Source organism: Sphingobacterium sp. GW821-FHT03E03 (genome assembly GCF_059420745.1).
In genome coordinates this window covers 1-15,864 of sequence record NZ_JBWKUH010000036.1, presented here as the reverse complement: position 1 = coordinate 15,864, position 15,864 = coordinate 1, and the positions used below count along the sequence as shown (strand labels likewise).

Sequence of the window (15,864 nt, the reverse complement as noted above, 5' to 3'; positions counted from 1 at the left end):
AATATTTGTTTTAAACTAAATAGCATTTTATTTTTTTGAAACTTTATGATCCGTTCCGACAAAGATATTTTAACCATACTCAGAACCGCATCGGTGGCCTGCGCGATTTATGATAGCCCTGAGCTGCATATATCCTATGCCAGCGCAAGAATGCTCCAGCTATGGAATTGTGATGAAACTGTCCTTGGACAGCGTCTGGAAGATCGTATTCAACAGGATGATCTCCTAGCTACTGTCTCCAAATTAAAACAGGTATGGTTTAGCCAGAAAAGCCTACTAGAGGAAAATATATCAATCAGGATTGATTTGGAAGGGCAATCCGATAGCTATAACTGCAGCATGAAATACCAGCCCCTTTTCAATGCAACAGGAGAAGTGTATGGCATCTACCAGGAAATAAACATTATTCCCGACCATATTTCGATCGTACAGCAGTCGGATGAAAAGAATAGCATTGAGCAAAAACTTCTTGAAGATCTACTGACTCCAAAATACAGTCTGGAAGGCAACATTCATGCAGTCACCAGTTTAAATAAATATCCATTACCGGGCAGGGAATCCAAAAATTTAAACCAAAAGCTAAAAGTTGCACTAAAAAAAATTATCGAAAGCGAAGAACATTATCATTTTGCGCTACAATCTGCCGAAATGGGAACCTGGAATCTAAACTGCAAGAGCTACATTGTACACTGGGATGAACGTACACGTGAGCTCTTTGGCTTTGCCAAGGGTGAGACTGTTCCTTATAGCGAGGTTTTACGCTATATACACCCCGAAGATAGAAACAGAATAGATCGGGAAGTTAAAAAATCATTGAGTTATCAAAATAAGGGTGTTTATGATGTACAGTTTCGTACCATTGGTGCCGAGGATCAAAAATTACGCTGGCTACATTGCAAGGGAAAAATGTATTTTGATCAGGACCAACAGCCGGAATGGTTTGCTGGCACCACCCTGGATATTACACAACAGCATGCAGAGCGTGAACAACTGGAGGCGATCAACAATCTAGTCGCAAAGAAAGATCAAGAGTTTAGAATGATCGTGGAGGCTGCAGGAATTGGCATCTTTTCCATTGATCTGGAATCAAGGAAAATGGAACTCAATGATCAATGTCGCGAGCTTTTTGGCTTTGATCACCATTGGGAAATACAGGAAGTGGATTTCTTCACCCAGATCCTACCGCAATACCGAGACAACGTACGTCGTGTCTTTCAGGAAGTTGTATCCAAGCAGTCCCCCTTTGACTGTCAATGTGAAATAGAAGATAAAAAAACAGGCAAAATAAAATGGCTTCGATCTGTTGGTGGAGGGCAATTATCGGCTGATTCAAACCGACAAATCATATACGGTGCGATATTCGATACCACTAACGACAAAGAAGAGGAAAGAAAAAAACTGGACTTTATCAGTATCGCAAGCCATGAATTGAAGACTCCTTTGACTTCGCTGATTGCCTATATACAACTGTTACTTGCAAGGGAGCAGACACTCAGTTCGGAAAAACGGCTACAATATCTCCATCAGTCAAATGAGCAGGCTACACGCATGCGTGGATTAATCGAGGGTTTCCTGAATGTATCTCAGCTCAATGAGGGAAAATTATTGCTTCACAAAAATACATTTCGCATCTGCACACTGATAGATTACATCCGTAACATCTATTCACTAAAACCCATCAAGCATCTTATTCACTATACCGGAGCAACCCATTCCAGACAGGAAATTATTGCTGATCGTGATAAGATCGAACAGGTGATCATTAATTTCATCGATAACGCCATTAAATACGCTCCGACCAATTCAACCATTATCATGGATGTCCTGGTGGATGATGATTATTTCAGTGTAAAAGTCAGCGACCAAGGAAGAGGCATCAGTGACAAGCACCAAAAGCAGATTTTTAATAAATTCTATCGGGTGAATGATTCAACAGACAGTTACGCCTCTGGATTCGGCATCGGATTGTTTATCTGTCGTGAAATTATCCAAAAACATCAGGGAGAAATTGGTGTGGACAGCACACTCGGTGAAGGTTCGACATTCTGGTTTAAGGTCCCTATCCATTGTCAGGAATTACCTGTAACTACAGCGCATAAAGCCTCTAAACAGGATTGATTAATGCTTTGCTTGCACCGAGGAAGACCATATTTCTTTCTGAGAGCTTGATTCGCTATCACCAGCAGGAATCAGCTGTAGCGTATAAAATGTACGAGCAGGATTGATAAAGGCTACGCTTCTGCTTGCACTGTGCGGGGATCGTGGATCTTAAAAAAAACAACAGTAGTAATACATTATTACCGAAAAGAGCAACAACTGTACGTCAATTGTACAGCTGTTGCTTCATACTTTATCAGTCTTCTCTAAAGACTATTTCTTTTTTAGCTCCTGCCCCGCGATATCTTCCCAACGGTAATAGTGAAAAGTCTTATCATCACTCATGGCAACAAATAAACCATGCTGAAATGTATCGTTTAGACGGGAAGAAACGACATCCGAACCATCACTTTGCATAGCCATAACAGGCACCGTTTTCAAATGAGTATGTTCAAATGGGTTTGCCTTTGTACCCTCACGGCTAAAAACCTGAAAGCGGTTAGCTCCCTGATCGGACACCAAAATATAGCCCGTACTATCCGTCAATTTATAAATCGAAATACCTTCATGGTCTTCTTTGAAACCTTCGGTCGCAAACAAAGCCAACTGTTGATTTCCCTTCGCAGGATCTGCATAATACTGCTTCACCCCCACTTGTTCATCCGAGTAGTAGATATAGCCCAGTTCATTGTCTATAGCGATAGCTTCAATTTCTTTCTTTCCACTGAATGAACCAAACTTACGGACTAAGGTGGCCTTCACAGCACCGGCACCATTATCCGTCAAGAGATATTGGCCCAAGTAACCCTCTTTGGGACCATTTTTTCTTCCCACAATGGCATAGATTTCCCCTTTCGGTGAGGTATAAAGTGCTATTCCCATCAGATCCCTGAAATCAGGTTCGGTCTCCCCTACAAACATATCCAATCCACCCTGATCGATTGGTTTCATATCTGGCAACGAGAATACGCGTAGTTTATGTGTCATACGTTCTGTTGTCACAGCGATATCGACAGGTTTCCCTCCGATGATCAAACCATAGGCGATATCCACATTATTTGGGCGTTTCAAATTTGAGACTACCTTATCTTTGACAATTTTACCTTGTAAATCGTACACAAATAAAGCGCCATCTGCATCTTTGTCCGTTGCGATAACCAGACTTTTGCTGGGATCGGTTTTATTGACCCAGATCGCCGGATCATCGGAATCATAACGTACCGCCTCGGTAACAAAAACAGGTTTAATGGAGTCTGTTGCTATCGTATTTGTCTTTGAGTTATTACATGAGACCTGCAGTAATGTCGATGCTGTCAAGCCAAAAAATAGTATTGTTTTTAACGTTGTTTTCATGTTGAATTAATTAAAATTTGGCACCAAAAGCACCAACATAAGTTGCAGGTTGTGGAGAGCTATAAGATAAACCATTTGATAGGGTCAATCCGTCTATAAAATGTGGTTTGAATGATAACGTACCAGCTTTCAAAGCGGGTGAATTTCCTTGTAGGTGGAAATCCCAGGCTGCATTAAACACATAGTTATCACCGGGAGTTTCTAATGGATAGTTCACAAATTTAGGGTTGTTTTCCCCTGCCAATTTGCCCCTGACATCATTGGTACCTTCAACGATATCATTCTTTCCGACCTGAAATTGATCCACCGTCAATTGATCATAACCATAATACCAATTGTTGCTTGATACCGAGCGCTTATCTTCGGGCTTCTTGGGGTCGCGTTTAACCCCAAATCGCGTATTGGCGAACAGATTATTGTACACTTCCGCTTTAACAGATGCCTCCAACCAAACCGAACCACCTTTTGCTGTCGGCCGACGCCAGCCCGTATTCAGCATGGTATTGTTGTAAACGATGATATGTGCCTGTGGTATTCTGTCTCCTGAATTGGATAGCTTTAAGGCATTGGTATTGACGCTGTAGACCAAATTGTAGGCGACATCAGCGAGACAACCCGATTTAAAGTTCATGGCTTCACCTCCAGTGACGCCATTCGAGAAGAAACGATTATTAGCAAAGATAATTTTACCACCTTCAATATAGGTGCAATCTTCATGAAAATGACTGATTGTGCTATTTTGAACAATCAGTTTCCCATCAATATTGGAAAACCATAATGCGGGTAGCGCTTCACCAGCTGTCTTTTTATATAATCCCATTTTGACAGACATTGAAGCATCTGAAGTAACTGCTCCCCCATATTCGATAATTGTATGGTCTAAAACTAACTCCTGACAACTAGGTGCCGCTAAAATACCACCCCAAAGCTTTCCAAATTCATTGGTTTTGGATTTGTATTTATCTTCTACGGTAAATTTCACCGGATTTTCAGCTGTACCTAGCGCATATAGATTTCCTAACACCACGATTTCAGCTTTACCAACAGAGTCCATTAACACCGTCACGCCCTCCTCAATGGTCAATGTTTTTCCTTCGGGAATAATAATATCTCCTTTAATATGCTGGATACTCCCCTTACTCCAAACGCCGGAAACTTCACCAATAGCACTACCATTGGCATCAGAAGTATCCACGTCAATATTTGCCTTTTCACAGCCCGCTAACAATGCGATTGAAAGAGCTGTAAACAATAAAATATTGTTATTTTTCATCTGTATATTTCATTATGAGCATGTGCTCGATTTATTTAATTATAATATGCTAAATGCTTCACAAACCTATTTATTCAGATTATAGCGTAGACCTAGGATATAATTCTGGCCATATAAATCCTTCCGAATAAGCGTATTACCACCCTGTACGAGCTTTTCCATAATCTTATCATTCTCAGGATTTGTCCCCTTCACATACAGCTCCATAGGGGTATTTAGGATATTATTGGCTTTGGCGAAAATTGCCCATCCTGCACGGAATTTCTTTTCCACAGAAGCATCAAGTTGAATAAATCCCTTTTGCCATAAATCATTATTCAAAAACTGGGAAACGGTATTGATCCGAGATCCGGTATAAGATCCAGCCAATTGTCCTTCCCAACCTTTGTTAGCATCTTTGTATAACAAGGATAAATTAGCTATATGTGCTGCTTGCCCATAAAGAGGGCGAGTTTGATCCAAAAAGATAGGATCAGGATCCTGTGTAACTTCGTTCGTCTTACGGGTCATTTTAGTAGTCGTGATACGCGAATGCGTGTAAGTATAATTTGCCTTAACACCAAATTTCTGGATATACTTAATATAATCAACCTCTAAGCCGAAGTTTTTAGCAGTTCCAAAATTTCCAGGTGTATAGTATACGTCCTGCCTGCGTACCTCATCAGGCTGAAAAGTGTACTCGATAGGGTTTTTAATCTTTTTATAAAACATACCCACAAGAAATTGTGATGACGCTTCTGGGAATAATTCGTAACGTAAATCAAAATTATCGGACAACGCGTGTTTCAAATCTGGATTTCCTCGTTCCATAAATTCCTCATTGACAACACTAGATGGAACAATTTCGTAAAAACCAGGGCGGTTTAATGCCCGATAGTAAGCTGCATGAAGTTGTTGCTTTTTGTCCAAATGATATTTAATCGTTAAACTCGGCAACCATTCTGTATAAATCTGGGATCCCTTAGGTCTCTTTTCTCCAGCAGGGAATAATAATTTATACCCTTGATTCGTATGTTCCATACGTATACCTCCGATCATTTGAAGCTTGTCATTCTCATAGTTGAACATGCCGTAAACCGCCGTCGTTTTTTCATCAGCATCGTAGGTCAATGCATTAGCAACAGCACCAGTAGCGTTACTGACTGTCAATTGGAGATCCGTATATTTCTGAAAATCAACCCCATATTTATATTTTGCCTCATCAGAGATCGGAGAAAGGTTATAATTATTATAGAAGCTGCTCCGTTGTTTGTCACGATATAAACCACCAGTGGAAATCTCCAGTTTGTTTTCTGCCATCGGAACTTTATAAGCGAGGTCCCAATAACCGGCTCGATCCTCATCGGTATTACGCTCCCAACGGTAAGTCACTGGCGACTTGTTTACGAGAGAAGTCCGTCTACGTTCGAAGTTCTCTTCTACTCCATCTAAGCTAATTGTCGTGTTCTGCGGCAACTCATTGCGCGCCGAAGACAAAACACCCGACCAACGAAAATTCAAACGATTATCCAAAAAATGATGATCGCCTTGGAGATTACCAGTGTAGATCTGTTGTTGTGTCTTCCTGCTACGGGTCACATAGGTCAGCTCTGACTTACCGATACTTGGATCGTACTGTCCATTGTAAATGGTATTGACCGCATCACGTAATTGGAGGTTGTTCAAATTCACGTACATCTGATAAAAACTCAGCCGATGGTTTGGGTTGAATCGATAATCAATTTTGTTATGCAGTCCCAAGCGTTGTTGCTGTTCATCATACTGTCGGTCACTCTGTTCAGTAATGACCGCATTGGGATTGATATCAACGACAGAAGATTTGTAGAAGATAGAACGACTGCCGCGATGAAGGTTCTGATAACTTGCTCCTAGTATGACTCCCAACTTATCATCTAAATAGCGATTTCCAATCGTTAGATTGCCGATAAGATCTGGTGATGGCTTTTTATACGTATAATCCAACGTTCCCTTATCAAAATCAGTAGAAGTAGCATTATAATTTTTTCCATGCAGTTCATAAGGAGATTTTGACGAAACCCCGCTGGTGGAAAAGCTTCCAAAATCCCCATTAAAATACCGTTGGCTATATCCTGTAGCTAAGTTGGCCTGAAACAATAATTTACTTGGAGCAGATTTCATAACCATATTCACGACACCACCAATGGCATCAGCCTCCATATTTGGCGTCAGGGATTTGTAAATTTCCAGTCGCTCCAACATATCCGATGGGAACAGATCCAAGGGCACATAACGGTATTTGTTGTCAGGACTGGGGACTTTTACGCCATTGACCAATGTCGTATTATAACGTTTGTCCATTCCTCTTAAAATAGCATACTGCCCCTCACCATTTGAATTTCGTTCGATTGAAACACCCGAAACACGTTGCACAACATTTGCCACTGTAATATCTGGAGATATCTCAATTGCCCGAGCTGATACGACGTTCATGATCTGTGAGGCATTCTTTTCTAGTCGACGAGCGCTTGGATCATCATCGCCGCCATTTCGCTTTCCTTTAACAGTTACCTCCATTAAAGTTTGTTCACTTGAGGTAAGCTGAAAAGTAAAATGAGGCGTATTCTCTGTTTTAATCTCAATTTCTTTAATCAATTCAGTATAGGCCACATGTCGAATATGGACTTTATCTGTACCTGCGGATAGTCCTTTGAATTCAAATGAACCATCCAATTGTGTCTTGGTTGACAAACCACTTTGTTCGAGGAACACGGTAGCACCGACAATGGCTTCCCCTGTTTGTCCATCCAGGACTTTCCCCTTGATCTTGGTCGCATAAGCGGCGCCGATCGAAATACTGGAGGCAAGCAATACCGTTAAAACGTTTTTCATTTTTAATAGATTATTATGAATCTCTGATTGTTGCTTCAAATATGACAGCCTGTAACAGATTCACAAAATCTTTGGCGTTACAAGAAAGAAACAAGCCAAAACCCAGACTAGACAAGAGGGAAACAAAAACAAATAAACTACTGAAATAAAAGCATTTACAACAACAATAAGCGCCATTAACCTTCCATTACCCTTATGTTAAGAAATTATGAAATACCAAGTAGATACCCCGCGAGATCCTCACCCTGTTCCAATTTTAGTTTTTTCCTTAACCGATGCCGGGCTACCCGAAGACTATCCTGTGATATCCCTAGCAGGATCGCGATGTCTGTATTGTTGAGATTGATTTTCAGCAATGCAATCAGGCGCATATCGGCAGCGGTCAGATCAGGAAATAGCTTGATCAGTTTTTCAAAGAAACTATGATGTACGCGTTCAAACGTGCCCATAAACTCTTTCCAATGGCTACCTTGCGTAATATGTTCACTGATCTGTTGTACCAGCCGTTGCATAGGCTTCTTTTGATCCCGTCGATCGTCTTTGACCAGGACTTTCAATTCGTCGCGAAGTTCTTCCAGAAATTGATTGCTGCGGATGAGATTGAGTGTATGGGATGTGAGTTCCTTTTCCTTCAGTGTTAACTCCTGTTTGAGCTGCTTATCTTCCAACAGCTGGTTTTTAAGCGCTATTTCCGCCAATTCACGCTCCGCTTCCTGTTTCCGTGATTCAGCGATCTGAGTTTTGATCCTTATTTTCTGCCGGCTATAAAGGACATAGGATAATACACTCAATAAGATCAATACCACAATCGTGCCGAGCAGCAGGATCGAATTCATCCGTTTGTTTGTCTGTAGTTTTTCTATTTCCTCGGCCTTTTGATTCATATCATACAGTGCCTGGAAAAATGCTGTGTGTCGTGCCCCATCCACACTATAAAGCTCCAACACCAATTTTCGGCTTCGCTCAGCATAGAAATAAGCGCTATCCATCTGCCCGCTCAGGGCATACGTTTTGCTGAGATCTTTTGTTGTTGATGCCATTTGATAGACATCTGCGAGGTTCTCCGCTAGGCGAAAAGCAAGTTTGGTCAGCTGAATACTTTCGGTATATTTATCTGTTTTTCTAAAAATATCGCCCATATTATTGATCACCACAATCTTTCCATAGTTATCCTGTGTTTCCTGATATAAATTGTTCGCTTTTTCAAAATGTGCATAGGCACTATCATATTTCCCTAGATCCTCATAGATACTGCCCAAATTTTCATGAATCTTGGCTTCCCCATTACGATTTGTCTGCTCACGGTAGATCGCCAAGGCCTGTTTTTGATAGACAAAGGCCGAATCATAGTGTCCCTCCTTTTCAAAAAGATGCCCCATATTTCCCAGTACAGAGGCCTCGCCATTTCGATCATTTTCGCTTTTGAATGCGTGTAGCGCCTTGTTAAAGTATTCCTTTGCCAACTGATGGCGCTTGTTGAAAATATTGAGTTCACCGATATCGCTCCAGTTGGATCCCAGTGCCTGTTTCGCGTTGAGCTGGATGTAGATGCGGTCTGCCTGAAAGTAATAGTCCTGTGCCTGGGCATAATGCCCCTGATTCACGCATAACCAACCTATTGTCTGCAGGCAATTTCCCTGCAGCAGTAGATCGCGGTCGTTTATGGCTTTCGCATAACGTTTTTTCACTAAGGTAATCGCCGAATCTGGATAATTTTGACTTAATACCCGAATCTCTTTAAATGAATCAGCTTGTGCCGTAGTCAACTGTGAGAAAAAAACCTGTACCAGAAAGAAGGTCGAAAATATAATATTGTAAGAAATTCTCATTTTTGCCGTAAATAGTCTCCGCGTAAATTTAAGCGTTAGCATGTTAAGAGAATATTAAATCCGATTAAACTTAATATATATCTGCAGTCCTGTGGGCAGGATATTTTATACGAAAGTACCTCTTTTCTCTGCTTATTTATTGCTATTTCTTTGGTATTTTATTGCTATTTCTTTGGTTATTTGTGGGTTGTTCTTTGCCATTTCTAGGCCAGTTCTTCGAGACTTCTTCGTACTTTCTAGGGACCTGGCTTGCTATTTCTTTGCTGTTTCTTTGCTGTTTCTTTGCTGTTTCTTTGGTATAATGGCAATAAAACACCAAACAATTAACCTCCAACAGGCCTTGTTGGACGCATCTTGCCTGCACCGAAGTCCCTGTCATACACGAAAAAACGACCTAACAAGATAAAAGCAAACGACTTAGGGTTGAACTATTGAAAAAGATCCTATAAGGGACTACCTTCAGAAACAGTAAAAAATAAGGGGTATCCGATCTTCATATCGGATACCCCTTAGTACTTATTGATTTATTAAATATTAATACAGGCGCACTACATGACCTTTTGCTCAATCTTAGTTAAATATCACTAATCCTTACAGAGAAGCGGACCTAAGCCAAAAGCAATATAAAATGAAATCATATTAGCTATCAATCACCAGATTTAAGCTCGATCATCGGTGTTATGCGTTCTAAAATATCAAAAGCGACCTCCGCCATCTTATTCCCTTTATTGTCCAACAATGGGTTTACTTCGACAATCTCCAGACAACCAACTTTTTCGGAACGTATGATTTCTTCCAATATCAGGACGATTTCCTTTGGCATAAACCCCTTGGGAACAGGCGTCCCAGTACCGTCTGAGATCAATTCGCTATCCATGCTATCCACATCAAAAGAGATATAAATCATATCGCAGTCCTGCAAACGGATCAATGCTTCAGCCACACAGTCTTCAATTCCTCGTTGGCGAATTTCTTCGACACGGTAATTTTTAATTCCCAAATGCGCAATCAAAAGATCTTCTGGTTCCTCAGTATCCCTGACACCAAAATAGATTAAACTCGCTGGTTGTATCTTTTCTGCCGGACCGGCAATACGCTTCAGCTTATTCCAGAATTCCTGCGTTGATTGATCAATTTCATTAATTTTACAGGACAGGTTATCTTCATTCAACATGGCTGCCAAGGGCATGCCATGCATGTTGCCAGAAGGTGTCGTATAAGGCGAATGAATATCTGCATGGGCATCTACCCAAATCACACCCAATTTTTTATCGGGATAAGCCGACTTGATACCGCTGATTGTCCCCATTGCCGAAGAATGGTCACCCGAAAATACCAAGGGGAAATTACCAGCCGACAGACTATCTTCCACTGTAGAGGCCACCTGCTTACATTGTTCGTAAATCTGTTGGATATGTTTACCGAAAGGATGGTTATCATTTTGGTAAATGGAACTATTTCGTGTAGGCACATCCACAAAGGGATAATTGATAAAATACTGACTTCCCTTGTTGATCGCCGCAATCTCAATAGCATCTATACCAAGGTCAGAACCTCGGGTACCCGCACCAATATCCGATCTGTTTTTGATCAATTCAATCATTTTCTTCATCGCGCAGTCACATTAGTCAACGATCGTTCGATTATCTCCAGGCAGCTGTCAATCTGACTTTCCGTAATGACCAATGGCGGCGCCAAACGGATCTTGTTGCCATGGGTAGGTTTTGCCAAAAGACCATTTTCCTTAAATTTCAGGCAAATATTCCAAGCTAGATCACTCTCTTCGCTAGCATTGATCACAATAGCTGTCAATAGTCCTTTGCCTCTGACTTCGGTAATCATATCCGATTTAGCCGCAATTTTTCGTAACCCCTCCAAAAACAGATCCCCCATTTGACGGGCATTGTTGATCAGATCTTCATCCAGTACAACCTGGAGCGCTTCCATCGCTACCGCACAGGCCAGTGGATTACCACCGTAGGTAGAACCATGCTCGCCCGGTTTGATACATAACATAATAGCATCATCTGCCAATACCGCTGAGACTGGCAATACACCTCCAGACAGCGCTTTTCCCAATATCAATACGTCCGGTTTACTCGCACTGTCCGCATCATCAATGGCATAAGAAGCCAACATGCTTCCAGTTCTTGCAATACCTGTCTGGATTTCATCCGCAATAAAGAGTACATTATAGGTTGTACACAACTGGCGTACACGTTTCAAATAATCTGCATCCGGAACCACAATTCCTGCTTCACCCTGAATCGGCTCAACAATAAATCCGGCAATATTTTTATCCTGTTTAAACAAGGCTTCCAATGCCGCAATATCATTGTAGGGCACCAATGCAATTCCTTCCACGAAAGGACCAAAATCGTTGGTTGCAGTCGTATCGTTTGAAGCAGATATCACCGAAATGGTACGTCCATGAAAATTATCTTTGGCAAAAACTATTTTAGCCTGATTTTGAGCAATACCTTTGACCTGATATGCCCATTTGCGACAGAGCTTCATCGCTGTTTCAACAGCCTCAACACCCGAGTTCATAACCAAAGCTTTATCGAAACCAAATAGCTTACAGATCATTTCCTCAAAATCACCCAGCTTATTGTTATAGAAAGCACGTGAAGTCAAAGTCAACTTCTGAGCTTGATCTGTCAACGCAGCAATAATACGTGGATGACAATGCCCCTGATTGACTGCTGAATACGCCGACAGGAAATCAAAATAAGACTTACCATCAACATCCCATACCATCACACCTTCTGCCCGTTCCAACACAACCGGTAAAGGGTGATAGTTGTGTGCTCCATATTTTTCTTCCTTGGCAATAAATGCCGCGCCGTTTCCTTGTTTAGATACAATACTCATAATTTGGATTTTATTTCAAATAATAACAAATATACAATTTTTACTATTTTTAAGGTAAAATAATAGAATTTAACACTAAATTAGCGTTAAAATATTAAAATTAACTTTTAAACCTACATAACAATGAACGGCATAGATGAATTTGACCTTCAAATTTTAAAATATCTGGATGCGGATGGCCGAATGGCGTACTCGGCTATTGCAACTGCATTAGGCGTATCCAACACCATGATCCATCAACGTATCAATCGTCTCATGGAGCAAGGGATATTAACAGGCATAAAACCCGTATTAGATGAAAAAAGATTAGGTTATGATTGGGGAGCTTTTACAGGTCTCAGTCTCGAAAAAGATCATGATTCAAGTCGTATCATTGCCGAGCTGAAAAAGATCCCTGAAGTTACGGAATGTTATTACATCACTGGAAACTACACCTTATACGTAAAGATTATCGCCAAAAACCATGAACATATGCGTCAGTTGCTTTATGAAAAAATTGATAACATTCCGGGTATTGCAAAAACAGATTCTCTCATCGAATTAGGATGTGCATTTAAACGCAATATTATCCTTTAGCAACAATAGCAAGCTCAACTGGTCTTGAATCTCAGACAGCAATATTGGATTCAAGACCTTGTTATTGTTTTCCGATATTTGCCAGCTCCTCCTCTGTCCAATAAATAAGTTCCCGTAATACAAACACATTTTCATAGCTTCCCAATCCATCTATATAATCCCACAGATTGCCTTCAACTTTAACCGGCCTGCCATGGTGCAGTATATCATACCCATTATCCAACCAATTTTGTATCTGCTCTTTATCCATCTTTATATGATCTTATTGTTAATATTTATTTAAAACGATTACTTCAAATATAAGGCATTTTTATCAGGGAAATAAGTCTCCGGATAAGAAAATTCAAATTCTATACTTTATTAAAAAACAACATATCAGCGACAAGTTTTCAGTTCGAATTAGGTAATTTTAGGATTAAATAAAGTATATTCGTATAAAACCAAATTGTATAATTATGGCAGATTTTTTCTATGTTGGCTATGAAGGTGAAGATGAATTACTCGAACTCGTAGCTGTATCGACCATCCAATCGCTACTGTATTTTCAGGACGCCGATCAAGAAGATTTTACGACAATAAAAACGGCTATCGATCAAAACTTCATTGTGGAAGAAGATCTGATCACCGTAGCCGACGCCCTGAGACTGGATCAATCCATCGTACGTTTTACACCCGGAAAACCAAATTACAAAGATTAGAGATTCTGATGTAAAACTATTGCTTATCATAGCAGTATTGCTGTCCCGATTGACAGAGATAGCCTGTCGTTCATTTGATGTAAAACAAAAAAAATCAACAACATGAGAGCAGTTTTAATTGGTGGTTCCGGCGCAACTGGAAGAGTACTTGTTCATGAACTATTAAAGTCTACTGATTTCACCGAAGTCGTCGTCCTCTTACGTCGCAAGAGCTTTGATGAACAACCCAAGTTACAACAGATCATTATAGACTTCAGTAAACTCCAAGAGTTTGAACAGGAGATTCACGGCGATATTGCTTTTTCCTGCCTGGGTACCACAGTCAAAGATGCAGGTAGTAAAGAAGCACAATGGAAGGTAGATCATGACCTTAATCTACAGTTCGCAGCACTGGCCAAGAAAAATGAAATCCCCTGCTTTGTATTACTTTCGGCGGTCAACGCAGACGCTGAATCAAAGATTTTCTACAATCGGATGAAAGGGAGTCTGGAGCAACATGTGAAAGCGTTAGATTTTGGTAAACTTATTATTGTACAACCCGGCGGCTTGATCCGTCCCAACACCGATCGCCTAGGCGAAAAGATCGGCATAAAGGCATTACGCGCTTTTAACCGTATCGGCCTTTTTAAGAGCTATGAAGCGCTACCCGTTGCCACAGTTGCCCAGGCAATGATAAAGTCCATTCATGCCCGCAAAGAACGCATCAATATCATCTCAGTTGAAGATATCAACCAGCTATCAGACACTGCGAACCAAGGGTAACGTAAAAAGTATTCATAACAATGAATTAACAATAAGCTAATTCGGGCTTATTAATTTGCCGTCATTTATTTTATTTATCACACTAATGAAAAAACGCTTTTTATTCCTTTTTCTCTTTGCTTTTATTTATGTATTTCCGGCTTTTAGCCAAGAAGCAAAATATATCTTTTTCCTCATCGGTGACGGAATGGGACTCAATCAAGTCAATCTGACCGAAATACACCGTGCCGAACTGCAGCAAAAAAACAGTACGGTACCTTTGGTTTTTACGCAGTTTCCCCATGTTGGTTTTGCTTCCACGCACTCCCAATCCAACGGTGTTACCGATTCTGGCGCTGGCGGTACAGCTCTTGCCGTCGGTAAAAAGACGAAAAATGGTGTTATCGGAATGGACAGTACCGGAACAGTACCACACAAAAGTATCGCTTATGCAGCTAAGGAAAAAGGAAAGAAAGTCGGTATCATCACGAGTGTGAGTATAGACCATGCTACACCTGCTTCGTTTTACGCCCATCAGCCCGACCGGGATATGTATTACGAAATTGGCAAAGAAATTATCAGCTCCAATTTTGACTTCTTTGGTGGATCCAATTTCCTAAAACCCGAAACAACCTTTGATAAACAGCCAGCCCCTTCTCTTTTCCCCCTATTTGAAAAAGCAGGATATAAAGTTTTAAAGGGAAAAGAGGCCTATACGCATCATCCCCGCAAATCTGACAAAATTATTCTCATAAATACAGATGGCACTGCAACAGATGCGCTAAAATATGCCATAGATCAAAAACCATCTGACCTCAAGCTAGCGGATATTACCGCTGCTGCAATCCAATCTTTAGAACAAAACAATAAAAATGGATTCTTTTTGATGGTTGAAGGTGGAAAAATAGACTGGGCCTGCCATGCAAATGATGCAGCCACCACCATCCAGGAAGTATTAGACTTTAATTCAGCGGCGGAACTTGTATATGAATTCTACAAGAAACACCCCAAGGAAACACTTATTGTGGTCACTGCTGACCATGAGACTGGTGGATTGGGCATCGGCAACGGTAGCTCTACTTTAAAGACAAAATTACTGGCTAATCAAAAATTATCGCATGCCGAGCTTTCAAATGAAATTGGTCACCTGCGCAAAAACAAAGCAAATGCAACTTGGGATGACTTAAAAAATCTGCTTTCTACGCATACAGGCCTGTATAACCAGGTAAAAGTCAATGCGGATGACGACAAATCACTACAAGAAGCCTATCGACGAAGCTTCGTTGACCATCAGAATGAAACAGCAAAAAGTTTGTACGCCAGTGATGACAAAATCGCGGCTTTAAGCATTGCCATACTAAACCGTATGGGATCAATTGCTTGGGCTTCCAACAACCATTCAGCAGCTTATGCACCCGTTTATGCCATTGGTGCAGGCGCAGAACAGTTCAACCAAAAAATGGACAACACCGATATACCGAAGAAAATAGCGATAGCTGCCAAACTAAGCTTAGACTAAAAACAAAAAATCCCCAAGAAATTCTTGGGGATTTTTTTGAGCCTCTTATCGGAA

The 15,864-nt window shown here is 40.8% G+C and carries 12 protein-coding genes; 5 read left to right on the top strand and 7 right to left on the bottom strand.

Annotated elements, in window-relative coordinates:
- The first annotated feature begins 45 nt into the window (after positions 1-45).
- Positions 46-2,118, top strand: a complete 2,073-nt coding sequence (locus AC07UV_RS23845) for an ATP-binding protein (RefSeq protein WP_495185555.1) — start codon at positions 46-48, stop codon at positions 2,116-2,118.
- 252 nt (positions 2,119-2,370) lie between these two features.
- On the opposite strand, the gene AC07UV_RS23840 is transcribed toward AC07UV_RS23845, so the two are convergent.
- From AC07UV_RS23840 to rocD, 6 genes are all read right to left on the bottom strand, one after another.
- Positions 2,371-3,450, bottom strand: a complete 1,080-nt coding sequence (locus AC07UV_RS23840) for a phytase (protein WP_495185554.1) — start codon at positions 3,448-3,450, stop codon at positions 2,371-2,373.
- A gap of 10 nt (positions 3,451-3,460) precedes the next feature.
- Entirely contained in the window at positions 3,461-4,723 is a 1,263-nt protein-coding gene (locus tag AC07UV_RS23835) for a beta-helix domain-containing protein (RefSeq protein ID WP_495185553.1), read from the bottom strand.
- A gap of 66 nt (positions 4,724-4,789) precedes the next feature.
- On the bottom strand, positions 4,790-7,573 hold the full coding sequence (locus AC07UV_RS23830; protein WP_495185552.1) for a TonB-dependent receptor: 2,784 nt from the start codon (positions 7,571-7,573) through the stop codon (positions 4,790-4,792).
- A 206-nt stretch (positions 7,574-7,779) separates the two neighbouring features.
- Positions 7,780-9,444, bottom strand: a complete 1,665-nt coding sequence (locus AC07UV_RS23825; protein WP_495185551.1) for a tetratricopeptide repeat protein — start codon at positions 9,442-9,444, stop codon at positions 7,780-7,782.
- Positions 9,445-10,048: 604 nt separating this feature from the next.
- The gene (rocF, locus tag AC07UV_RS23820; protein ID WP_282254864.1) at positions 10,049-11,014 is read right to left on the bottom strand and encodes an arginase; all 966 of its coding nucleotides are present in this window, start codon (positions 11,012-11,014) and stop codon (positions 10,049-10,051) included.
- Complete coding sequence (gene rocD / locus AC07UV_RS23815; protein WP_495185550.1) at positions 11,011-12,276, bottom strand: ornithine--oxo-acid transaminase; 1,266 nt, start codon at positions 12,274-12,276, stop codon at positions 11,011-11,013. Before rocD ends, rocF begins: the two co-directional genes overlap by 4 nt.
- Positions 12,277-12,399: 123 nt before the next feature.
- Here rocD and AC07UV_RS23810 point away from each other — a divergent pair, with 123 nt between their 5' ends.
- Complete coding sequence (locus AC07UV_RS23810; RefSeq protein ID WP_108631878.1) at positions 12,400-12,852, top strand: Lrp/AsnC family transcriptional regulator; 453 nt, start codon at positions 12,400-12,402, stop codon at positions 12,850-12,852.
- Between the two features lie 61 nt (positions 12,853-12,913).
- Here the strand turns inward: AC07UV_RS23810 and AC07UV_RS23805 are convergent, their stop codons facing one another.
- A complete protein-coding gene (locus AC07UV_RS23805; RefSeq protein ID WP_120257934.1) occupies positions 12,914-13,102 on the bottom strand; it encodes a hypothetical protein in 189 nt (62 codons plus the stop codon).
- A gap of 205 nt (positions 13,103-13,307) precedes the next feature.
- Between AC07UV_RS23805 and AC07UV_RS23800 the strand changes: the two genes are divergently transcribed.
- From AC07UV_RS23800 to AC07UV_RS23790, 3 genes are all read left to right on the top strand, one after another.
- Positions 13,308-13,550, top strand: a complete 243-nt coding sequence (locus tag AC07UV_RS23800) for a hypothetical protein (protein ID WP_282254866.1) — start codon at positions 13,308-13,310, stop codon at positions 13,548-13,550.
- Positions 13,551-13,652: 102 nt separating this feature from the next.
- Complete coding sequence (locus AC07UV_RS23795) at positions 13,653-14,312, top strand: NAD(P)H-binding protein (RefSeq protein ID WP_495185549.1); 660 nt, start codon at positions 13,653-13,655, stop codon at positions 14,310-14,312.
- Between the two features lie 85 nt (positions 14,313-14,397).
- Complete coding sequence (locus AC07UV_RS23790; RefSeq protein WP_495185548.1) at positions 14,398-15,810, top strand: alkaline phosphatase; 1,413 nt, start codon at positions 14,398-14,400, stop codon at positions 15,808-15,810.
- The last annotated feature ends 54 nt before the right edge of the window (positions 15,811-15,864 follow it).